Annotated in this window: 19 protein-coding genes and 1 tRNA gene; 11 read left to right on the top strand and 9 right to left on the bottom strand. The window is 53.9% G+C overall.

All coding sequences use genetic code 11. From position 1 onward, the window contains the following. Position 1: 1 nt before the first annotated feature. Entirely contained in the window at positions 2-3130 is a 3129-nt protein-coding gene (locus tag AC2T28_RS06620; protein ID WP_486748185.1) for an efflux RND transporter permease subunit, read from the bottom strand. 3 nt (positions 3131-3133) lie between these two features. Further along, on the bottom strand, positions 3134-4297 hold the full coding sequence (locus tag AC2T28_RS06615; protein WP_486748184.1) for an efflux RND transporter periplasmic adaptor subunit: 1164 nt from the start codon (positions 4295-4297) through the stop codon (positions 3134-3136). Positions 4298-4574: 277 nt separating this feature from the next. Here AC2T28_RS06615 and mtnA point away from each other — a divergent pair, with 277 nt between their 5' ends. The 8 genes from mtnA to AC2T28_RS06575 all read left to right on the top strand — a co-directional run bounded on the left by mtnA (position 4575) and on the right by AC2T28_RS06575 (position 12820). Beyond that, positions 4575-5681 (top strand): S-methyl-5-thioribose-1-phosphate isomerase, encoded by a 1107-nt coding sequence (gene mtnA / locus AC2T28_RS06610; protein ID WP_486748183.1) that lies wholly within the window; start codon positions 4575-4577, stop codon positions 5679-5681. After that, positions 5682-6353 (top strand): class II aldolase/adducin family protein, encoded by a 672-nt coding sequence (locus AC2T28_RS06605; RefSeq protein WP_486748182.1) that lies wholly within the window; start codon positions 5682-5684, stop codon positions 6351-6353. Between the two features lie 197 nt (positions 6354-6550). Beyond that, the gene (locus tag AC2T28_RS06600; protein WP_486748181.1) at positions 6551-7600 is read left to right on the top strand and encodes a dipeptidase; all 1050 of its coding nucleotides are present in this window, start codon (positions 6551-6553) and stop codon (positions 7598-7600) included. A gap of 45 nt (positions 7601-7645) precedes the next feature. Then, positions 7646-9241 (top strand): ABC transporter substrate-binding protein, encoded by a 1596-nt coding sequence (locus AC2T28_RS06595; protein ID WP_486748180.1) that lies wholly within the window; start codon positions 7646-7648, stop codon positions 9239-9241. Beyond that, on the top strand, positions 9242-10300 hold the full coding sequence (locus tag AC2T28_RS06590) for an ABC transporter permease (protein WP_486748179.1): 1059 nt from the start codon (positions 9242-9244) through the stop codon (positions 10298-10300). Beyond that, the gene (locus AC2T28_RS06585; protein ID WP_486748178.1) at positions 10297-11214 is read left to right on the top strand and encodes an ABC transporter permease; all 918 of its coding nucleotides are present in this window, start codon (positions 10297-10299) and stop codon (positions 11212-11214) included. The genes AC2T28_RS06590 and AC2T28_RS06585 overlap by 4 nt, the downstream gene beginning before the upstream one ends. Next, on the top strand, positions 11211-12068 hold the full coding sequence (locus tag AC2T28_RS06580; RefSeq protein ID WP_486748177.1) for an ABC transporter ATP-binding protein: 858 nt from the start codon (positions 11211-11213) through the stop codon (positions 12066-12068). The genes AC2T28_RS06585 and AC2T28_RS06580 overlap by 4 nt, the downstream gene beginning before the upstream one ends. Continuing rightward, positions 12065-12820, top strand: coding sequence for an ABC transporter ATP-binding protein (locus AC2T28_RS06575; protein WP_486748176.1), 756 nt, complete (start codon positions 12065-12067; stop codon positions 12818-12820). Before AC2T28_RS06580 ends, AC2T28_RS06575 begins: the two co-directional genes overlap by 4 nt. Positions 12821-12856: 36 nt before the next feature. Here AC2T28_RS06575 and AC2T28_RS06570 read toward each other — a convergent pair whose 3' ends face one another. The 6 genes from AC2T28_RS06570 to AC2T28_RS06545 all read right to left on the bottom strand — a co-directional run bounded on the left by AC2T28_RS06570 (position 12857) and on the right by AC2T28_RS06545 (position 20221). Next, positions 12857-15151: a glycosyltransferase family 2 protein gene (locus tag AC2T28_RS06570; RefSeq protein ID WP_486748175.1), complete on the bottom strand. Its 2295-nt coding sequence runs from the start codon at positions 15149-15151 to the stop codon at positions 12857-12859. A 27-nt stretch (positions 15152-15178) separates the two neighbouring features. Beyond that, a complete protein-coding gene (locus tag AC2T28_RS06565; protein ID WP_486748174.1) occupies positions 15179-16138 on the bottom strand; it encodes a hypothetical protein in 960 nt (319 codons plus the stop codon). Beyond that, the gene (locus AC2T28_RS06560; protein ID WP_486748173.1) at positions 16135-17073 is read right to left on the bottom strand and encodes an alpha/beta hydrolase family protein; all 939 of its coding nucleotides are present in this window, start codon (positions 17071-17073) and stop codon (positions 16135-16137) included. The genes AC2T28_RS06565 and AC2T28_RS06560 overlap by 4 nt, the downstream gene beginning before the upstream one ends. Beyond that, positions 17070-17984: a hypothetical protein gene (locus AC2T28_RS06555; RefSeq protein WP_486748172.1), complete on the bottom strand. Its 915-nt coding sequence runs from the start codon at positions 17982-17984 to the stop codon at positions 17070-17072. The genes AC2T28_RS06560 and AC2T28_RS06555 overlap by 4 nt, the downstream gene beginning before the upstream one ends. Before the next feature lie 6 nt (positions 17985-17990). Then, a complete protein-coding gene (locus tag AC2T28_RS06550; RefSeq protein WP_486748171.1) occupies positions 17991-19586 on the bottom strand; it encodes a hypothetical protein in 1596 nt (531 codons plus the stop codon). Positions 19587-19906: 320 nt separating this feature from the next. Beyond that, positions 19907-20221 carry a DUF3307 domain-containing protein gene (locus AC2T28_RS06545; protein ID WP_486748170.1) on the bottom strand — a complete coding sequence of 105 codons (315 nt, stop codon included), beginning with the start codon at positions 20219-20221 and terminating at the stop codon, positions 19907-19909. 303 nt (positions 20222-20524) lie between these two features. Here AC2T28_RS06545 and AC2T28_RS06540 point away from each other — a divergent pair, with 303 nt between their 5' ends. Next, on the top strand, positions 20525-21256 hold the full coding sequence (locus tag AC2T28_RS06540; protein ID WP_486748169.1) for a helix-turn-helix domain-containing protein: 732 nt from the start codon (positions 20525-20527) through the stop codon (positions 21254-21256). A 660-nt stretch (positions 21257-21916) separates the two neighbouring features. On the opposite strand, the gene AC2T28_RS06535 is transcribed toward AC2T28_RS06540, so the two are convergent. Continuing rightward, positions 21917-22002, bottom strand: a tRNA-Leu gene (locus tag AC2T28_RS06535). A 153-nt stretch (positions 22003-22155) separates the two neighbouring features. Between AC2T28_RS06535 and AC2T28_RS06530 the strand changes: the two genes are divergently transcribed. Then, positions 22156-22734, top strand: coding sequence for a YqaA family protein (locus AC2T28_RS06530; protein WP_486748168.1), 579 nt, complete (start codon positions 22156-22158; stop codon positions 22732-22734). 3 nt (positions 22735-22737) lie between these two features. Beyond that, the gene (locus AC2T28_RS06525) at positions 22738-23199 is read left to right on the top strand and encodes a disulfide bond formation protein B (RefSeq protein ID WP_486748167.1); all 462 of its coding nucleotides are present in this window, start codon (positions 22738-22740) and stop codon (positions 23197-23199) included. The last annotated feature ends 18 nt before the right edge of the window (positions 23200-23217 follow it).

Here is a 23217-nt window from a genome sequence, read left to right as displayed (position 1 = left end):
CTTATTCGGCTGGCGTTTCCAGCTCTGGCGCGCCTTTTACCTTCTCGCGAAGGCCCTGCATAAAGGCATAGAGCACCGGAATGACGATGACGCCAACAACCGTTGCCATCAGCATACCGCCAAACACAGCCACACCAATCGCCTTTTGGCTGGCAGCCCCTGCCCCAGAGGCGATCAACAGCGGAACCACGCCCAACAGGAACGAGAAGGCTGTCATCATCACAGCCCGGAACCGCTGGCGCCCAGCTTCATGTGCAGCCTCTTTGATCGACAGACCTGCGGCGCGGCGTTCCATCGCAAACTCCACAATCAAAATACCGTTTTTGGCCGCCATGCCAATCAGCATGATCATCCCGATCTGAGTATAGAGGTTGATGTCACTGCCGGTAACCGACACCGCCAGCACCGCACCAAACATGGCCACGATGACTGACAGCAAAATGGCCACCGGCATGGTCCAGCTCTCATATTGCGCCACCAGGAACAAATAGGTGAACAACACCGCCATGCCTAAGATGACCACCACCAGACCAGACGAGGAAAGCTGCTGTTGCGCTGTCCCTGTCCACTCAAAGCTATAGCCAGGCGGCAGTGCGGTCGCGGCCTCCTCCTGCATTACCCGGATTGCATCGCCCGTCGACAGGCCCGCAGCGGGAACCCCTGTAACAGTTGCCGAACGGAACATGTTGTGACGTTTAAGAATAACCGGCCCAAGCACGTTCTCCACGTCAATCAATGTAGACAGCGGCACCATGTTGCCCGCTTGTGAGCGCACATAGAGATTGCCGATGTCATCGATTTTATCCCGGTACGACCCATCAGCCTGCACCATCACCCGGTACACCCGGCCAAACAGGTTGAAGTCATTCACATAGAACGACCCCAAATGGGCTTGCATGGTCTGGAACACCTCGGAAATAGAGACATCCAAGGTCTTTGCCTTTTCGCGATCCAGATCGACAAACAGCTGTGGAACATTGGCGCGGAAGGTGGTGTACGACTGGCCAATCTCTTCACGTTGATTGGCTGCATAAACCAGCGACCCAACCGCAGCAGCCAGATCCTGAGGCGTGCCGCCTCCGGTTTGCTGAACCTCCATCTCAACACCTGCGGACATACCCAAACCTGAAATCGGCGGTGGGTTAAAGGCCACGATGCTGGCCGCAGCCTCACCATTGGCGATGCCATAGATCTGTTTCAGGATCGCACCCGGCTGTAGTTCTTCCGTTTGACGTTCATCCCAAGGATCAAGGTTTACAATGATCATCGCACCATTGGCGCTTGCGCCGTTCAGCAGGCTGAACCCGTTCACCAGAATGGTGCTATGGACACCCGCAATCTGTTCGATCTTGTCATTGACACGTTTTGTCACAACCTCGGTTCGACCCAGCGCCGCAGCATCAGGTAGCTGAACATCTACAAACAGATAGCCGTTGTCTTCGGCTGGCAGAAAACCCTTGGAGGTGACACCAAACAAAGTCCCGGTGCCAACATACATGGCGATGACAATGGCCACAGCCAAGAATGGCAGGCGTAGCAACCGCCCAACGATCCCCAAATAGCCGTTGCGCATGATGTCAATCATGCCCTCAAACTTGGCCAGTAGGCCCGTAGGAGGCCCCGAACGTGCCTTCAGAACCATGCCACATAAGGCTGGTGAAAGGGTCAGAGCGTTGATCGACGAGATCACAACCGCAACCGAAATAGTAACCGCAAACTGCGAGAACAATTCGCCGCTGATGCCCGGCATAAATGTTACCGGCACAAACACCGCCAACAGAACCAGTGTGGTTGCAATAACCGGCCCGGTGATCTGTCCCATGGCCTTGCGCGTTGCATCCGGCGGGCTTAGGCCTTCTTCGGCGATGATCCGTTCGACGTTTTCAACCACGATGATCGCGTCATCCACCACAATCCCGATGGCCAGCACCAGCGCAAACAGCGAGATGGTGTTCAGCGACATGCCCAGCAGCAGCAGAAACGCAAAGGTCCCGATCAGTGACACCGGAATGGCCACCGCCGGCACAATGGTTGCACGCCAGGATCCCAGGAACACAAACACCACTGAAACAACCAGAACAAAGGCCATAACCAGCGTTGAAATCACATCTTTCAGCGACTGCTCCACAAAGTCGGTGGTGTTGAAGGGCACCGAGTAGACCACATCATCAGGAAAGGCCTCCGACAGACGGTCCAGCTCTGCCAAAACGGCCTCGGACACAGCCAGCGCATTTGCGCCTGGCGCCTGGTACACCGCAAGAATAGTGGCTTCATTGCCGTCGTAATACCCCGATGCACTGTAATAGGATGCGCCCAGCTCAATCGTAGCCACGTCGCGCACCCGAACTGTGCTTCCGGCTTCACCAGTGCGGATTACAATCTCGCCAAACTCTTCAACCGTCTCAAGCCGACCTTTGGACTTGATAGTATACTGAAAGGTCTGATCGCCAGGCACCGGTGGCGCACCAATTTGCCCCGCTGACACCTCGAGGTTTTGTTCGCGTACTGCATTGATCAGATCGCCCGGCGTAATACCCAAACCGGCCATCTTGTCCGGGTCCATCCAGATCCGCATTGCATAGCTCAGGTTGTTCAGAATATCGGCCTTACCAACCCCAGCGACCCGGCTCAGCGCGTCCTTGATGTTAATCTCGGCATAGTTGGACAGGAACAGGTCGTTATAGGTGTCGTTGGGCGAGGTGAGTGTGGCAACCAGCAACATATTGGTTGAACTCTTCTGCGTGACCACACCTGACGACGTTACTTCGGACGGCAAGCCGGACATAGCTTGCGCCACCCGGTTTTGCACGTTGACCGAGGCAATGTCCGGGTCGGTTCCAACTTCAAACGTGACTGAAAGCGAATAGCTGCCGGTGTCTGATGAGCTAGACGACATGTAAATCATGTCATCCACACCGTTCACCTGCGCCTCAATTGGGGCGGCAACGCTTTTCTCAACCGTTTCGGCATTTGCACCGGTATAGTTGGCGGTCACACTGACCACCGGAGGTGTGATATCTGGAAACTGCGCCACCGGCAGGGCTGCATAGCCAATCAGCCCCATGATCGTCAGCACCAGCGAGATCACGATCGCAAACTTGGGCCGTGAAATGAACAAGGATGAGAACATGGCTTATTCTCCGGCCTGATTGGCAAGCACCGGATCAACCTTGGCACCTGGGCGAATACGCTGCAGTCCTTCGACAACCACGGTTTCCCCTTCTTCCAATCCGCTTAGAACAATGATCCCGGTTCCAACAACATCACCTGTTTCGATATAGCGTTGTTCAATCATCTGCTGATCATCGACCACCAGCACAAAGGCCCCCTGCTGATCACGCTGCATAGCGGCCTGACTGATTACAATCTGGTCAACTGGTTTTTGCGCTTCCAGACCAACTGTCAAAAACGCACCATCCACAATCAAACGACTGGCATTTTCAAATTTGGCGCGCAGTGTGATCGATCCGGTCGCAGGATCAATCCGGTTGTCGGCAAATGCAAAAACACCACGTTCGTCCAGATCGGTGCCGTTTGGCAGCACCACAAACACCTCAAACATACCAGACTGTTCTGTTTCGGTATTACCGTTTTCTTGAACCTCCTGAAGAACGCTGACAAACTGCTTTTCGTTCAGCGCAAAGGCGACATAGGTTGGCGCCTCGCTCACCACATTCACCAATGGCTTGCTGTTGGGTCCGACGACATCGCCGACACTCACCGCAACACGGCCAACTCGGCCGGAAAACGGTGCGCGCACTTCTGTATAGCTCAGATCCAGCTCTGCTTGCTGAATCGCGGCCTTGGCAGCTGCCACCTGTGCTTCGGCAACTTTTTCGTTGGCCAGCGCAGTATCCCGCTCGGCTTCGGGCACGGCCCCGCGCTCAAACAGCTCTTTCTTACGGGCGAGGTCAACAACGGCCAATTCCAGATTGGCCTCGGCCTTAGCCAAGTCCGCCTGCCTTGCGGCCAGTGTCGCCAAATACGAACTTTGTTCAATCTTGAACAAAAGTTCCCCAGCCTCAACCTCTGCCCCGTTTGCAATAAGAACCTCTTCCAGATAGCCGCTCACCCGCGCGATCACATCAACCTTATCGATGGCTTCACCACGCCCGATAAAAGTTTCTGATGCCCGAATAGGTTTAACAACGGCAGCCATCACCGAAACCTTGGGGGCTGGCTGCGCCTCCTGGGCAAACACAACTGGCGCAGAACTCAGTGTCAGCGCAATGCTGGCAACCGCAACTTTTGCGGCAATCCCTTGACCTAAGAAAATTGATTTAGCGTAACGGGTCATTACTGCGCCTTTCATTTGGCAATCACAAACGGCATCCCAAGCAGAAGCATTCAGTTGGGCACACGGAATCGAATTAAAATCATACTTACCAACCCGGCTGGCAACCACAAGGAACCACCGGATCTAAAACAACCAGTTAGAAGGCTGACTTTGCTAGAACTCACTAAAACAATCTGCCTCATTGTACTTAGGACAAACAAATCTATTCTGGCTTCACCAATAATGGCAGCCAAAGTGTAGTCAGCCCCAAGCCTACATTCACACTGGAGAAATTCTAATGAAAGTTGACGGTAAACACTACCGATCATTGTGGTGGGACGCTGATAAGACCGCGGTTCAGATCATTGATCAGCGGTGGCTACCGCACCAATTCAAAGTTATTCAACTCGACACACTCAGTGGTTTTGCCGAAGCCATTGTCGATATGAAAGTGCGCGGAGCTCCGCTCATTGGGGTCACGGCCGCCTATGCGATGGCGCTTGCCATGCGCATAGATGCGTCCGACGGCGCAATGGACCGCGCCTGGACATACTTCAACGCAACCCGTCCCACAGCCATCAACCTGCGTTGGGCCTTGAACCGATGTCGCGATCTTCTTCGCGCTCTGCCAATAACAGACCGCGCCCAGGCTGCGCTTAACCTCGCCCATGAAATGGCCGACGAAGACGTTGAAATCAATCGTATGATTGGGGTGCACGGGCTTGAACTCATTCGCAAAATCGCCAAACAAAAACCAGCAGGCGATCCCGTCCGTCTGTTGACCCACTGCAATGCCGGATGGCTGGCCACAATCGACTGGGGCACCGCCACCAGCCCAATGTATCACGCCCATGATGCCGGAATTTCGCTACATGTTTGGGTGGATGAAACACGCCCGCGAAATCAGGGTGCACTCACGGCCTGGGAGCTTGGCAGCCACGGCATTCCCCACACCTATATCACCGACAATGCTGGCGGCCATCTGATGCAACATGGTCAGGTTGATCTGGTGATCACCGGCACCGACAGAACAACCCGTCGCGGCGATGTCTGCAATAAAATCGGCACCTATCTCAAGGCTCTGGCGGCGCATGACAACGGCGTTCCCTTCTATGTTGCCCTGCCCTCGCCCACAATCGACTGGACAGTGGATGATGGTGTCGCCGAGATCCCGATCGAGCAACGAAACGCCGAAGAAGTCACTCATATTCATGGAAAAACCTCTGAAACCAAAACTGGCACCGTTCAGGTCACGCCTGATGGCAGCGCAGCAGGAAACCCTGCCTTTGATGTCACGCCAAACCGATTGGTCACGGGTCTAATTACCGAACGCGGCATTTGTGACGCCACCCCTCAGGGCCTTGCAAAACTCTTCCCCGATCATTCCAATCGCGAGCCCCGCTAAATGACCGCCTCCTATTCAGACAGTACAAAACTCAGGCAGGCTATTATTGATGCTTGTCTGATGTTGAATGCGCAGGGCATTAACCAGGGAACCTCTGGCAACATTGCTGTGCGCGTTGATGATCAGATGCTGATAACCCCCTCTGGCGTTCCGTATGAACAGCTCACACCGCAAATGATCGTCTCTATGCCATTAAATGGGAACCAGCCTGATACAGGGCAGCTAGAGCCCTCTACAGAGTGGCGTTTTCACCAATCGCTGCTGTGTTCAAAACCTGACATGCATGCAGTGGTTCACGCCCATCCCCATTATAGTTCAGCACTGGCCATAAATCGTCAGGACATACCAGCCTGCCATTACATGGTGGCTGCTTTCGGCGGCAACTCTGTGCGCGTGGCTGATTACGCAATATTTGGCAGCGAAAAGCTTTCAAACAATTTGGATGTGGCGATGCTTGATCGTCATGGCTGCCTGATGGCCAATCATGGCGCAGTGGTTGTTGGTGAAACACTTGAAAAGGCCATGTGGAGAATGGTCGAACTGGAAGCTCTAGCTAGGACCTATGTCACTAGCCTAAGTATTGGTAGGCCGCATATACTGAGCGATGCTGAGATTGATGATGTCCTTGTCGCGTTTTCCAACTACAGGCTGCAAACTCATCAAGCCACCTGATGGAACACATTACATTTTTTTGTTACCCTGCAAACGATTGAATTTACTTCAAAATTTCAAAATTGATCGCATAACGAACCTTAAGCGTATGAAATAATTCAACTATTCCCACACCTCCTCTTGCAATGCATTGCTTCATGTTCCACCGTAAGCCTGCACAAGGGTGTACAACCCTGGGCTAACAGGGGAATTTTTAGATGCGCGAACCGTTGATTTTTGACGGCCACAATGATGTTTTGCTACGGATTCACAAAGGGGACATCAGCGCTGGGTCAGATGGGTTTCAAGGTTCCGGTGGACAGCAAATAGATCTGGAAAAGGCCCAAACCGGTGGATTTGGCGGCGGCTTCTTTGCGATTTATGTTCCAGACGATACGCCGTTAGCCAACCACGAAACCGAGATGATGGCCGAGCAGTATGATTTACCTCTGCCTCCTCAAATCGACCAACCAACAGCCATCCAAGTCGCTCTGTCCCAGGCCTCGATCCTGATTAACCTGGAACGTGACGGAGCCTTGAAAATCTGTAGATCCACTCAGGACATCCGCTCTGCATTGTCTGACGGCAAATTGGCCGCCATCATGCATATGGAAGGTGCCGAGGCGATTGACCCAAATTTCAATTCTCTTGATGTCCTCTTTGATGCAGGCCTGCGCTCGTTGGGCCCAGTGTGGAGCCGCCCGACCATCTTTGGCCACGGGGTTCCTTTCACCTTCCCCAGCTCACCCGATACCGGCGATGGCCTAACCCAACACGGCACAAGGTTAATCCGAAAATGCAACGACTTAGGTGTGATGATTGATCTATCTCACCTGAACGAAGCCGGGTTCTGGGACGTTGCAAAGATCAGCACAAAACCTCTGGTAGCCACCCACTCGAACGCACACGTTCTCAGCACCCACAGCCGCAACCTGACTGACCGTCAATTGCACGCAATTCGCGACAGCGATGGTATGGTTGGCCTAAATTTTGCAGTTGCCTTCTTGCGTAATGACGGTCGAATGGACGAAGATACCCCTATTGCTACCATGATGAACCACTTGGATCATCTAATGGAACAACTTGGGGAAGACCGGGTGGGTATGGGCTCTGACTTTGACGGAGCTACTGTGCCTGCCGATATTGAGACCATCGCCGGACTACCAAAACTAAGAGCCGCAATGGCCGAACACGGTTACGACGATGCACTAATAAAGAAGCTCTGCCATAAAAACTGGCTAAGGGTTCTCGACCTGACCTGGTCGTAACGTCGAGCAGGTCCAATTCTAATAAATCAGCAAGGGAGAAATACAATGAATGCATTTACAAAACTAATGGGCACCGCCGCTCTGGGCTTTGCCCTCGGCGCTGTGGCCATGCCTGTAATGGCTGAAACTCCGGCCAACATGCTGGTGATTGCCAACCGCATTGACGACATCACCACACTGGATCCTGCACAAAGCTTCGAATTTGCAGGCTCGGATGTTCTGCGCAATGTCTATGGCAAGCTGGTCAACTTTGACCCGATGAACCTGGATGCCGGTTATCAGCCAGATCTGGCCGAAAGCTGGACCGTCTCTGAGGATGGAAAAACCATCACATTCACCATGCGTGAAGGCATTAAATTCCACTCGGGTAACCCTGTTCGCGCCGAAGACGTAGCCTTTTCGTTCAAGCGCGTCGTTGCTCTGAACAAAACGCCATCCTTCATCCTGACCCAGTTTGGCTTCACTCCAGAAAACATGGATGAAACCATCACCGTCAGCGGCAACACCGTGTCGATCACCACCGACAAAGAGTATGCTACATCGTTTGTGTTGAACTGTCTGACAGCCACTATCGGCGGCATCGTTGACGAAAAAACCGTTATGGCCAACGAGGTTGACGGCGACTATGGTAACGAGTGGCTGAAAACCAACTCTGCCGGTTCCGGCGCCTACACAGTTGCCAGCTGGAAGCCCAAGGAAAGCGTCACTCTGAACGCCAACCCAGACTTCTATCTGGGTGAACCAGCGATGAAGCGTGTCATCGTTCGTCACGTTCAGGAAAGCGCAACTCAGCGCCTGATGCTCGAACGCGGTGACATCGACGTTGCGCGCAACCTGAACCCATCCGACGTCGAAGGCATTCGCAACGCCGAAGGTGTTGAGGTTCTCGAAGAGATGCGCGGTCGTTTGATGTACATCTCGATGAACCAAAAGCACCCCGAGCTGTCCAAGCCCGAAGTTCGTCAGGCTCTGAAGTACCTGATCGATTATGAAGGCATGCAGAACAGCTTCCTCAAGGGCGCGTATGTCACACACCAGAACTTCCTGCCACGCACCTATCTGGGCGCTGTCGACGAGAACCCGTTCTCGATGGATGTTGAAAAAGCCAAGGCCCTGCTGGCCGAAGCTGGTGTTGACGGGCTCGAGCTGACAGTTGGTGTTCGCGAAGCGCAGGAACGTCTGGAAATCGGCCAGTCGCTACAAAACACCTTTGCGCAGGCCGGCATCACGCTGAACCTCGAAGTTGGTACAGGCAAACAGGTTCTGTCCAAGTATCGCGCCCGCGAGCTGGATATCTATCTAGGCGCTTGGGGTCCCGACTATCCAGATCCACACACCAATGCTGGTACATTTGCCTATAACCCCGATAACTCGGACGAGGCTCAGGCTACTGGTCTGCTGGCATGGCGCAACAGCTGGGATACCGGCAAGCTGACTGGCATGTCCGCCGCTGCCGTGGTCGAAGGCGACCGCAGCAAGCGTGAAACAATGTATCACGAAATCCAGGCGACCTTCCGCGATACATCGCCATTTGCGGTGATGTTCCAGAAGATTGAACCGGCTGGCATCAACGAAGATGTCGAAGGTCTGAACCTTGGTGGTGCGATCACCGCAGTGTCATACTGGACCGTGACCAAGTAAATGTCGTCCACACATTACACTCCAAAGAGGCAGCCCCGGCTGCCTCTTCCTTCATGGCTCAAGGGTACGCTTGTCACCCTCGCGTCAATCTCGGTCACAATGCTTGGCCTCTTGTTTGTCACCTTCTTTATTGGCCGGGTGATGCCAATCGATCCGGTCATTGCTGTTGTCGGCGAACGCGCCACACAGGAACAGTACCACAATGCTTATCTTGAGCTTGGTCTCGATAAGCCGCTTATCATGCAATTCGCTTATTATGTCTGGGACGTCTTGCACGGCAATTTTGGCATGTCGCTGCTGAATGCCCGCCCGGTCTCCGAAGACATCGCCCGTGTGTTCCCAGCCACAATGGAACTTGCCACAATCGGCATTCTTATTGGTGTTATTCTTGGTGTTCCTCTCGGCGTAGTCGCCGCAGTTCGTCGCGGCAGCTGGATTGACCAAATCGCCCGCGTCATCGCGCTTGTCGGCTATTCCATGCCAATTTTCTGGCTCGGCCTGATGGGTCTTTTGCTGTTTTACGGCATATTGGGGTGGGTCGGTGGGCCTGGTCGTCAGAGCATTTTCTACGAAGACATGTTCCCATCCGTCACTGGAATGATCTTGGTCGATGCGGCCCTTGCTCGTGATTGGGGCGCATTCAAGGATGCGTTTTCTCACATCATCCTGCCCGCATCCCTGCTTGGTTACTACAGCCTCGCCTATATCAGCCGCATGACCCGTTCGTTCATGCTGGAACAGCTGTCGGCCGAGTATGTTACCACCGCCCGCGTCAAAGGTATGAGCGAATGGGCCGTGATCTGGCGCCATGCGTTCCGCAACATCCGTGTTCAGCTGATCACAGTGATTGCGCTCAGCTATGCCAACCTGCTCGAAGGATCGGTCCTGACCGAGATTATCTTCTCGTGGCCCGGCATCGGCAACTATATCACCACGGCTTTGCTATCTGCCGACATGAACGCAGTTCTGGGCGGTACGGTTGTGGTTGGACTGATCTTTGTCTGCCTGAATATCTTCTCTGACCTTCTCTACAAAATTTTCGACCCGAGGTCCAAATGACCAGTCAAAATCTAAGCACGCGCGAATGGCTGTTGTCTGACACCCCTGAATCGCGCCGCCACGCACGGCTGGCAGCAATGTACAAAGGCTGGCTAACCCTACGCGGCAACCACATGGCCATGATTGGCCTTGCAATTATCGTGGTGCTGATTGGCACCGCGCTATTTGCCCCACTGCTGGCGCCTCATGATCCCTTTGTCCAAGAGCTGGGCAACCGGCTGCAACCACTGGGCACCGAAGGTCATCTTTTAGGCACTGACACATTGGGCCGCGATATCCTGAGCCGCATGATCTATGGTTCACGGATCACCCTCTATATCGTTGCGCTGGTGGCGATGATCGCGCCAATCGCAGGTCTGCTAGTGGGAACAGTGTCCGGTTACGCCGGTGGCTGGACTGATGTCATCCTGATGCGGATCACTGATATCTTTCTGGCCTTCCCTCGTCTGGTTCTTGCACTGGCTTTTGTGGCCGCGCTGGGTGCCGGCATTGAAAACGCGGTTCTCGCGATTTCTCTAACGGCCTGGCCCCCTTATGCCCGTATGGCCCGGGCTGAAACGCTGACAATCCGCTCGTCGGACTACATCAGTGCGATCCGCCTGCAAGGGGCTGGTCCATTGCGTATCATCACCAAACATATCTGGCCGCTATGCATCAGCTCGCTGATCGTGCGTGTTACCTTGGACATGGCCGGGATCATCCTCGCCGCTGCGGGCCTTGGCTTCCTTGGTCTTGGCGCACAGCCGCCCTCACCCGAATGGGGCGCGATGATCTCCGAAGGTCGCCGTTTCATTCTCGATCACTGGTGGATAGCAACCATGCCTGGTCTGGCCATCTTTGCCGTCTCGCTGGCCTTCAACCTGCTTGGCGATGGCCTGCGCGACGTACTCGACCCAAAGGATAGCAGCTCATGAGCACGCTTCTGGACATAGAAAACCTCTGGGTAAAGTTCCCAACCCGCAACGGTATCTTCGATGCAGTGCGTGGCGTTTCGTTCTCGCTTGGTCGCGAACGGCTTGGTATCGTCGGCGAAAGTGGATCGGGCAAATCCATGACCGGCCGCGCCATCCTGCGTCTGATCCGAAGCCCCGGAATTGTCGAGGCCGACCACGTCAGCCTGCACGGTGACAACCTTCTGGACAAAACCGAAAAGGAAATGCGCAGCGTCCGGGGCGAGAAGATCTCGATGGTGATGCAGGACCCCAAGTTTTCACTGAACCCGGTGATGACTGTGGGCGCCCAAATCATCGAAGCCTACCGCCTACATGCCAAGGCTAGTAAGGCCGAGGCTTACAAAAAGTCGGTTGAGATGCTCGAGGCGGTGGCCATCCGTGACCCGGAACGGGTTATGAAGGCCTATCCACACGAAATGTCTGGCGGCATGGGCCAACGCATCATGATTGCCATGATGCTAATCCCCAACCCTGAAATCCTGATTGCGGATGAACCCACATCAGCGCTTGATGTGTCTGTTCAAGGGCAGGTTCTGTCAATCATGGACAAGCTGGTCAAGGATCGCGGTATGGGACTGATCTTTATCAGTCATGACCTCAACCTTGTCTCGCAATTCTGCGATCGGGTACTGATCATGTATTCCGGCCGCATCGTCGAGGTTTGTGATGCCGACAAGTTGCACGAGGCAAAACACCCCTATACTCAGGGGCTTTTGGGCAGCCTACCCCGCTTTGACGAACCGCGTGACCGGCTCGAAGTATTGACCCGCGATCCCGCCTGGCGAGACGCCCCAAGCGTTGAGGGCCGCACATGAGCACCGCAATTTCGATCGAAAACCTGAATGTCTACTTTGGCGATCACCACGACCTGTTTCAGGCCGTAAAAAACGCCGGCCTGTCCGTTGAACAAGGCGCAAGCTTTGGTCTGGTCGGGGAAAGTGGTTCTGGCAAATCCACCATCCTCAAGGCTATCACCGGTCTGGCACCTCAGTGGGACGGCAGCATGTCCATCGAAGGCACGGCACTGACCCACAAACGGGACAGGAGTTTCTACAAGACCGTGCAAATGGTGTTCCAGGACCCCTACGCCTCGCTGCATCCTCGCCATTCCGTTGATCAGGTTCTTAGTGAGACCCTGCAATTGCATGGGTTCAGCGATATCAATGACCGTGTGAACAAGCTGCTAGAGGATGTGGGATTGGGCCCTGCCTTCCGTTTCCGCTATCCACACCAGTTGTCGGGTGGTCAACGTCAACGGGTCGCCATCGCGCGAGCTTTGGCCCCTGAACCGGATATCTTGTTGCTGGATGAACCTACATCGGCTTTGGACGTCTCGGTGCAGGCAGAAATTCTAAACCTTCTCAGCGACTTGCGCGCCGAACATGGCCTGACCTATCTGATGGTGTCGCATGATCTGGCCGTAATTGCGCATATGTGTGAACGCGCTGCAGTGATGCAAAACGGTGAGATTGTCGAAGTCATCGACGTCGCAGACATGCGTTCGGGCAAAACAACACAGGATTATACTGCGAAACTGCTATATGCCTCGGCAAACCGGGTCGCCTGACAATTTGCCCAGCCGTATCAGGGCTGGGTAAACTAATCAGTGCTGTGTCTCTGTCTTGGGAACCGAGAAGAAATAGTCCTCGGGCAAGTCCGGTGACAAAGCTGCATCTGGAATGCAGTCGGGGCCAACCAGAAACACCGATGATCCAAAATTCGCATGAAGCCTCGACAGTCGACGCAAACGATCTCCGGTCAAATCCTTATAGAATTCAGTGTACTTGGGTGCCGCTTTTAATTCATCAATCCGGGTCCGGTGGCGTTTCACCGAATATGCATGAGCAGCCGCGATTTCCGGATCTGCCAGGAACTTATCCATCTCAGCCCTCAACGCAGGCAGCATTCGATAAATCGAGCGATCCTGCTCCGCGTTGTTGTTCATCCGAAACCAATAGGCCAACCCCTGGTCCCGATCCACGTGGTTCACTCTGCCCCGGTCGCGTTTGACCAAAAAGCTCTCGGCCGAGCGCAGCGCATAGTGGTTCAGCGTGACCAGGTTATAGCCCACAGTCTGCACAGTAGATCGCCAGGCATTGCGATACTCGTCCTTTGGCATCCGCTCGCCCGAACCATTGACCCAGTTGATCTGATCCAACAGCTGCGGCTTCAAACCCTTGGGGCGATGCACCCCCAGCTTCTTGAACAATCCGATATTGCGGAACAGGGTCTTAAACCCCCAGGCCTGATGCGGCTTTCGCGTCATCAACGGCGCACAATTGGTGAACCGTTCCGTGATCAACTCATCCCGGAACTCTTCAACATCCGCATTGCCAAACAGTCGCCAGGTCATTGAAATCATGTTGGCAGCTGGCACCGCTTCAAACAGCGCCTTCAACGTGCCATCGCCGGTATGGATGGTTATGAATTCGTCCACATCCATACAAATCGCCCAACCCGCATCGCGGATCACCGGCTCATCCTCAGCCGAGGCCAGCGCCGCATGCTGCGGCTTCAGCCCCGTTTCGCGAAATTTGTTGTCCCGGTGCTGAACAATCCCCTTTTCCTGCAATAGCTCCAGCATGGTGTCGGTGCCATCGTCACAATCATTGGTATATACAAGGAAATTCTCGACCCCAATTGCCCGATGATAGGCCAACCATTCCAGAATAAACGGGCCTTCGTTTTTCATCGTGGTCACAATAGTAACGCTGTTGTTGGTCTGCACCTTGGCCGGAGCTTTTTCTGCAGGCATTCGCACTGGTTTAGCACCAAACGATTTAGCCAATGCCAGCAAATCATTGTTTTCTATCAAGCTTGACTTGGGAACGATACGCGACACCTTGCCCGCATCCGCCCCCTCGGCCCGATACCGCAACGCCATGCAGCGGTAAAACGGAACCACCTCAGGCGCAGGGTCCGCCCCAACAATCCTCACCAGCCGCCACACAACAGATTGCGCCGCAACCGAAGGCGCGATAACCCAGCGCCCATGCCGCTTTGCGCCATCAAACCGGCTGCAAATGTGATCCGCAAAAATCGCCTCGCGCCCCTTTCGAATGGCCCAGGGGTACACCCGCTCCCCAGCCAGAACGACAACGCCGTCGGGCGCATCAACAGCTTGGTCAAACACGGCTGGTGCGCCGTCCTTTGGGGCCGGGATCAGATCATAAACATCGATATTCATAACAGCACGCGCCTGCGCCAAAAAGCGCCAGCGCACCAACTCATAGATGTTCAAGGTCCCCAGCGGCGACCGCCAAGCGTCAGCTTCGGGGTGTTCCATACGATCCTTACCCGGAGCATCGGGCGCATTCATCGGATGTGACTCTGCTCCCACACCCAGCTTTCCAAGTGGCACTGCCGAGGCCAGAACAACTACTGTTAGTTTGCTGACCTCAGATCCACCCTGCGCAAGTTGCTGTTCCAGATCTTTTGCAAACAAATCCGCCTGCTCTGGTGACGAGCGATCAAGTACCACTGCCCCCTGCAGCCCATGGGTTTTCTGGTGCCAGGTCAACCAATCCAAAACCGTCTGAACACTTTCGCCATTTCGCTCAGCCACAGCACAGTTCAGGCCAGCAAAAAGATCCCATTCAGGGTCAGTTACAGGCAACTCCAACCCGTCATTATCAATATTTATAAAGGACTTAGAACCAGCTTCAAAAGCGACCGAAGCAATAATTGATCCACCAATACTCCGGCCCATTATGACTGATCTACCATCTCCAGACTTAATTTGATCTGCTTGGATCGCGTTGGTGAAATAGACCGCAGCAGCCCGCCGTCCGTCCTTAGTCTCACCCATATCAATGCAGTCCAAAACACCATCATGGTTCTGGTTGCCCGAACGCCCTGTTGGTGAATGCGCTGCCAGTGTCCGTCTGATTACGGTCATAAATCGTTTCCTGATATTTCTTGCAGATCAGAGGACCGACAGGCCGCTCATCCCCTGCACTACCGCCGTAGCTGCGGATTTCCAATTCTCGACCTGCGCTTCAGCTGACGGATAAGGGTCGTCGTCATTTTCCAAGTCCGACAGATCGAATAATTCCGGGGCCTCTGGGCAGAACGCCCGACGCACGGCGTCATTATCTTCTTTGTGATACGCCATGATGTCACGCCGTGTCGCCTTGTCGTACACATCGTTAGAGCAGATCGCACCCGAGACATTTTGCCGGATGATTTCGCGTATCAACTCGCGTGTATTAATCTCGCTGTTCCGCTTCAACATACCCAGCATTTCGGACACCGGACTAGACAGGGTTTTGTTTGTTTCCGGATCCGGTTTTTGAAATTTGTCAGTCATGTCAGCCCCGATCAGATCTAGGAAATCCTCGATCACATCTCCGCCTTTAAACAGCGATCTTTGAAACGGACGCACCCGCATGGGCTGGCCATCAAACGCCTCCGCATACGAGGTAAGAACGTTTGAATAGGCCAGTGTCTCAATCCGCGCAGCATGAAACGCCATCGCGTCGGGCTCGATACGTCCGTTTTTGACGATCTGTTTGTACATGGCCTCCAAGTATTTGTCCTGGCGGCGAATATACCCCAACACCTGCGTGTTCTGGCGCAGCTCGTCAGGAATCCCACCCGCCAATGCCCGTGCAATGCCCGGCCTGAAAAACATCTCAGACGACACAATATGCACCTTTGCCGGGCTCGCCTGAATTTCCTCGGAAATGGCCTGAAATACCTCAGCGGCTCGTCGCGTCTTGATGGCACGCATCATGCTATTATGGGCAATATTGCTGCGCCCGGCTGATACATAATTCACACCAACTTCCAGCAATGCGTCTTGGTTCAGCTTCAAAAACCCCTGGATCGAAGTTGTACCGGTCTTAGGCGAGCCAATATGCAGGATAAGCCGTTTGCCCTTCATTTGCGCTGCTCCATCACCTGCTTGGCGAGCTTCATCTCTTGGCGAAACTTCGGTGCACGACGTTTGTTCAGCACGCTTTGGCAGTACTGGATGATCAATGGATACCGTTTCAGCTGCCGCAATCGTTCCAGCATTTCCCGCTGATATCGCGTGGTCTCCAGCCGTTTTCGCATCAGCTGATAAAACTCAACCCGCGTCATGGTCCCATCAATGCAACCCTCGACAACAGGCTTCAAAACCCCCATGGCCATCCATAGTGACGCGATCCGATGCCCCATGAACCGACACTTCAACCGGACCACATTGTCAGATTGAAACAGCGCCGCATGCATCGCATCCAACGGCGCCAATGGGTCAAAGAACAGGTATACTTTCTCAGCCTTTTTAACCATTTCCGGGCCAAAGCCATAGCGTCCTGAAAAGCTGCGTTTCCAGGCCTTTTTGTATCGGGTCTCCCAAGAGGTCACTTCCCGATCCAATGTCGCCTGTGGGCTGATACAAACCACAGTCGCGCCCGGCGCAGCACTTGAAAACACACTTGCCGCATAGGCCCCCATGGACGCGCCATAAAACACAACCCTGTCAAAGCCTTCAAAAAAGCCTTCGTCCCGCAGCCGATCAAAGAAATCAAAAACAGGCTCGTCCCGGTACCAGCTCCAGTCATGCGACATCAGGCCCAGAACCGACCAGCCGCGTGACTGGGTAAAGGCAAAGCCCCAAGGCATCCTGTCTTCGCTGCGCTCGTAAACGTGGTCCAGATTATCAAACGTCACCACCAGCGTTTTGCCGCGTTTTACAAACAGCGCACTGTGCTGCGCGCCCAGCTCTTCATAGAACCCTTCGCGTTGCCCCAGCTCGGCAAGGCGCTGACGCCAGGCGTCTTGCGTTTCACCTTCTGGAGCCTCAGATAAACTGTCTTGCGCTGACACGTTCATTTCACTTGCCCCTCCTGCTTCGCCGGCCGCCGCTTATTCGCCTTGCGCCTTTTCTTGAACGCAGTGCGTAGAATATCCACCAATCCGTTCCGCCCACGGTTCAGCAAATAGCTCTCCATATTCACCCGATACAGGTAGATATCCTTGCGGTTCTTGATCAGCTGATAAAACGATTGCTCGGTCAACTGGCCCGTTATGGCTTGCTTCATCACTGGTTTAAGCCGATCCATTCGGCGCAACACCAAAGCTGATTTATGCCCCAGCCCAAACCCGCGCAATGGGACGATATTATCCCCCTGCAGGCGGTTGATATGTTTAACGTCATCCTCAAAAAACGGATCATAAACCACATATATCCGCTCGGCTTGGGCAGTTTGCTTGGCCGCGTCAGAGTAGGGCAACGACCAATCCATCCGGCGGCCTTTGGCAAACCGTTTTTCCCAGGGCACCAGATCCGCCGCCAGCGAGGACTGCGGGCTAAAAGCTATGACCGTTGCGCCGGGCGACAACGCACTAAAGGTCAACGCGCCAAAGCCCCCCATCGAGGTGCCACAGAACGTGACCCGGTCAAACTGGCGAAAGAACCCACTATCGCGCAGATACTCCAGATACTGGATCAACGCACCATCGCGAAACCACGACGGCGGCTGCGCAAAGATCCCCAAATGGCTCCAGCCATTGTCAGCGCAAAACTTGCCAGCCCAGGGTTCCCGATCATGTCGCGTGCCACCGGCCTCGGCCAAATTGTCAAATGACACCACCAGCTGATGTTTGCCACGATCAATAAACACCGCTGAGTGCAGGCCCAGTTTCTGATAGAACCCATCCCGAGGGCCAGCCGGAAAAATCTCGCGATACCAATTCGGTACCCCGCCCAGCTCATCTTCTACAGCTGCTATCTCGTCTGACATGGCTGGTTACCGTTTGTGAATGACAGCGACCTGATCCCGCTTCTTCTTATTGTATCCGGCCTGGAATACAAAACATCCCGAAATGTCCTTGCGCAGCGCATTGAACTGCTCGGCAACCTCCGGATCACTGTGCGAAAACACACCGCCAACCTGATACTCCTGGAACATATCGGCCGTCTTGGTGATCCCCGGCTTCTCCATCATCTTGGGCTGCCATCGCATATCTTCGATCACATAAAGACCGCCCGATTTCAGCCGCGGAAACAGCTCCAGAAACGCATTTTGCTGGTGGTGCGACGCATGCGAGGCATCATCGATGATGATATCCATCGACGGCATCGTGCTGGATGCCTCTACAATATTCTCGCGCGTATCCATGTCGCAACGGAAGAACTTGAACCGCTCGTGCTCGAACCAGGAAAAATCAGACACATCCAAACCGTGAATGTTGGCCTTGCTGAAATACTCAAGCCACATCCTGATCGACGGCAAATCGTTTGTTTTTCGATCCTTATCAATGCCATGCTCAGGCCCGCCAATCAGCAGCCCCATTTCCAGAAAATTGATCTTGCGCTCGCGAAACGGCAGGAACAGCATCTGGTACAACTCGGTATACCGGTGCTTGGTTGATCCCTTGTCCGACCCGAACTTATCCGCCAAATCCGTCAGATTTTTCTGCCCCCGGCCAATCCGATCCGAAGCAGGCAGCGGCGCGTTTTTCTTAACTGGAGCAGCCTCTGCCGCTTTCTCCTGCGCAGCACGTGGCATCGGCAATGGCGCTTTGGCGGGGTCGATATTATGCTTGACCAGCAACTTGCCCAACAGGCTTTTGGGATGCGGCGCGCCACCCTCCTTCTCAACCAAACGGGCGCGCATACGGCGACCATACAGGTGAACAGAGTATGTGTTTTCAGTGACATAAGGCGTTGTGTCAAAGTTGCGCTTCAACATCATACGCCGGTCTTTAAAGGTGAACGGATAGAGCCCTTCCTGTGGCAGCGCATATTTGGCCTCGCCGGTCTTATGCAGGAAATGGGTCACCGCATGCGGCCCCCAAACGCCCCAGGGCTGCTCGCTGGCATGCACCGGATTACCAGCGTCGCGCGCCTGTTCCAGTTCCTTTACATAGTCTTCGCCATACCAGCTCGGAATGGCAAACTCATCCTCGGTATATTCCAACAACTCGCGCAGGGTGTCGCTATCCGCAGGCAAGCCCAAAACACCGCCATTGATATGTTTGCTGGATTCCCAACCATAGAAATGACCATTGGGCGTTTCAAACCGCTTCATGCAATAGGCATCGGTATCTGCCCAGATGGTATCAGTGCTTTGCGCCAGCATCTTGTATCGAAACAAGTCCGAATGCAGCGCCGGGCTCCCGGTGCGCTGATGGGTCAGAAAATCGGTGCGCGGCAAAACATCATCCGCACTGGCCAGTTCAATGCCGTCAGGCACGTTTTGCAGTGGACCATAGTGGTAAAGCTTCACATGGTGGCCAGCATCCACAAAAGACTTCAGGCAAAGCTGCTCTAGAAAGCTAAGAGACCCCTCCATCCAAAGAGCTGCAATTGTGTAATCTCGTGAAGAAACGGTAGTTGCCACGTCGTTTTGCCCCATGCCCACGCTACCAGCGCCACACTTAATCCTGGTGACCGCCTGCGTTTAATTTGCCGTCGACACATCCGGTGCAGGCCCGTGCCCCACCCTCTGATCAACGAATGTCCACCCAATGTTTTACGGGTTGTTTTGCTCGATATTGTTAAAAACAGTCACTTATTTCGCCCCTGTTGTCAACGAAACAGAACCAATCCAGGCCCACAGCCAATTATTAACAAGCCATTATGACCGCGAGATCACACCCGAAGATCAACCAGCCCTTGCCAAGCTACAGCTCAAGGGTTCAAACAGCCAAGCACAGGCGGTTAAACAACGACCAAAATAGCCCAAACCACCTTGCAGCCCACGTGAATGGCCTGATCGACGTTATAGGAAATCCGCCCCGAGCACTTTGCGTAGTCGGTGATCCCATGAATAACGAATTCAGCAACTCCCATCCAAAGCGACCCGGTTAGTATCCCAACAAGCCCGCCATGAATAACACAATGAGCAGCAAGCGCTTGATACCATGGAACACCACAAACAGGGGCGGTATGGTTTTTCGCACTGGACAAAAACGCCCCCTGCAACGGGTAATCAGCCATTGCATGAGCAAAAATCAACAGCGCCAAAAGTTCCATCTCCGCCCCTTTGCTGGATTATTGAGAGCACGTTTGAAAAGCCTAGCAACAAGATTTCCTTCCATCTGTGATCTTGATCACTTTGCGAAAAGTAACATCAGCAGTGACATTTTATGGGGAGACGCCGAAGATGAGCACAAGCCAACCCACCTTCCGGCGCCAGCACACTCTGTGCCAAAGCCCGGAAAGCCGCATTATGCCACTTCACGCCACAGCCCCAGGGTGAGTAAAACACGGCAAAGTTGAAACGGGCCGCATTGCCGTGCAATAAGTAGATATTGAACACAACAAGTTGGAATTTTTATGCCGTCCCTTCACCAAAAAATAGAATCTCTCATGAGTGACAAGGGGCTAACAAGGCGCAAAACAGCCGAGAAGGCAGGCATAAACTACAACACCTTCCACAGCGCCTTGACACACAAGCGAAAAATAGTCTTTGAAACAATCGACGCACTATCCAGGGCTCTTAATGTCGACATTCGCTTCTTCTCAAAAACGACATCAGTTGTAACCCTGGCCCCCGGTTCGGATCTGGCTGAAACCGACGCCAGAGCAATAGATACCCTAAACACCACGTTTCAAGCTGGCATTCGCCATCACCTATACACAGGTAAGGTCATCTCTCTCGAAGCCTTCTTGAACTGGTGGTTTGCCAGCAACGGCAGGCTGGAATATGCCGACCAGCTGATCCCGTATTTGGATCTTTTCACCACCCCGGAAAACGATGCCAAGCTTATAAAACCCCTGCAAACCGGATCGCAAAGCCTCGCATCAGTCTGTTTTGACGTCCAACACCCGGGCCAGCTTGTGGAAACCCTTCAGGGGTTTGACGGCGACATAAATTCAAAACTGCTGACAGCACATCGTGAAGCCCTTGTAAAAGGCGAACCGGTCCTCAGCCACCCCTCGCTAGACGTCACCCTGCGCAATGGAAAGCAGTTCAAACGCAGATATCGCAGAGTCCTAGCCCCAGTCACTCTGGCGGACGGCACAACTCTGGTTGCCAACTATTCGCAAGACATTCAGTTACATTAAAAAACAAGCGCAGAGGCCTTCCACTTGGCCTGCACGGTTACCCTTGCAAGGCTCCTTAGCTGGCCGCCTTAATGACCCATCGCGCTACAAACGCAGTTGCAGCAATGAATCAAAATGCAAACTTAATCAGTGGATAGGGCTCCCAGGGGAAAAAGCATCCGAATAAAAAAAGAACAACGACTAAGGCTATAAATTGATATTCATCCATCAAAGCCCTCCTAAATGGACACACAGAAGTCGGGGGAGTGGCATTTCAGAGCTTAGTATCACAGCTTCAACGCCTCGACCTTTTCGCTAGATAGCGCGAAATGCCCAGAGCCAAGACCGTCAGTAAAGCCCAGGCCACCCCTGATTGCTCCAAATATACGGCTCCCGTCTCGCTATCAAAACACCGGCCCACCTCATCAAAGCAATTCCGCCATTTGAAATATTGGACGTAAAAAAGGTATCCAAACAAGAGCCCCACCCCAAGGAACACCAAAGATACAACTCGCCTAATCACTATCCCCCCTACAATGGATCACGCCTACTCAATGGGTAAACCCACGCTATGTAATTACGCTTTGAATGGCGACCAATTTCCCTGCGCATCAGCGCGAATTCAATCTGTAGAATAAAAAAAGTCTCTGCCTTTTCTTTCGGAAAAGCAGAGACTTATCATGGTACCCAAGGCCGGACTCGAACCGGCACGCCCGTTAAGGCGGGGGATTTTGAATCCCCTGCGTCTACCATTCCGCCACTTGGGCCTCGGAGAACTCTCTACCCAAGGCACGCGCAGAGGTCCAGAGGCAAATCCCCAAAATCGACCAAGAATTTTCAGCTTTGTTAGCCCGTTGTGTTGACCTGCCCTTAACAGCAGTGTTCAACCTCAACGACACATGGCAACAGGGTAAAAACAAATGCTGCGCAGCCTATATAACCGCACTATGGCTTTGGCCGATCACCCCCATGCGCTGTGGTTTCTTGCTGCCGTGGCCTTTGTCGAAAGCTCGTTCTTTCCAATCCCGCCAGATGTTTTGATGATTCCCATGATCCTCGCCCGACCTTCGCGCGCCTTTCTGATTGCTTTGGTCGCATTGGTGGCGTCGGTTCTTGGCGGCTTGCTGGGATATGCCATCGGCGCCTTCTTCTATGAAAGTGTCGGGCAACCGATTCTCGAGGCCATGGGCAAAGGTGATGCAATGGAGGCCTTCAACACCAAATTCAATGACTTTGGCTTCTGGGCCGTCCTGGGCGCTGGCGTCACTCCCTTCCCGTTCAAGGTCATCACCATCATGTCCGGCTGGACCAGCATGCCGCTAGGCACCTTTGTTGCCACAGCAATACTGGCGCGCGGGTTGCGCTTCTTCTTCGTGGCGGCGCTGTTGTGGAAGTTTGGCACACCAATTCGTGACTTCATCGAAAAACGATTGGGGCTTGTTTTCACAGTCTTTATCGTGCTGCTGTTCGGCGGATTTCTCTTGCTCAGGTACCTCTGACACATGCGACGTTTCTTGATACTAGCCGCCGCTGGCGGCTCTGCAGCGCTGATGCTCGGCGCACTTGGCTTTCAATATATCGGCGAAATGGCCCCCTGTAAGCTGTGTTACTGGCAGCGTTATCCACATGTCGCCGCAGCGGGTATCGGCGTTTTGGCCCTGATGATCCCAGGTGCAATCCTGCCCTACCTTGGCGCACTGGCAGCCCTTTCGACCGCTGGCATTGGGTTTTACCACACCGGGGTTGAACGTGGATGGTGGGAAGGCCCCAGCACCTGCACCTCGGGGCCTATTGGCAACCTTACCCCTGAACAGTTGATGGAACAGATCATGGGCGCACCGCTGGTCCGCTGTGACGACATCCCGTGGGAGCTGTTTTCACTGTCGATGGCGTCGTGGAATGCCATTGCGTCATTGGTCTTGGTTGGCTTCTGGATTGCCGCCGCCAAGCAAAGCCGCAGCTAGCACCTCACCCCAGCGGCC

This window comes from Parasedimentitalea nitratireducens (assembly GCF_057444295.1).
This window is presented reverse-complemented; position numbering and strand designations above follow the sequence as displayed.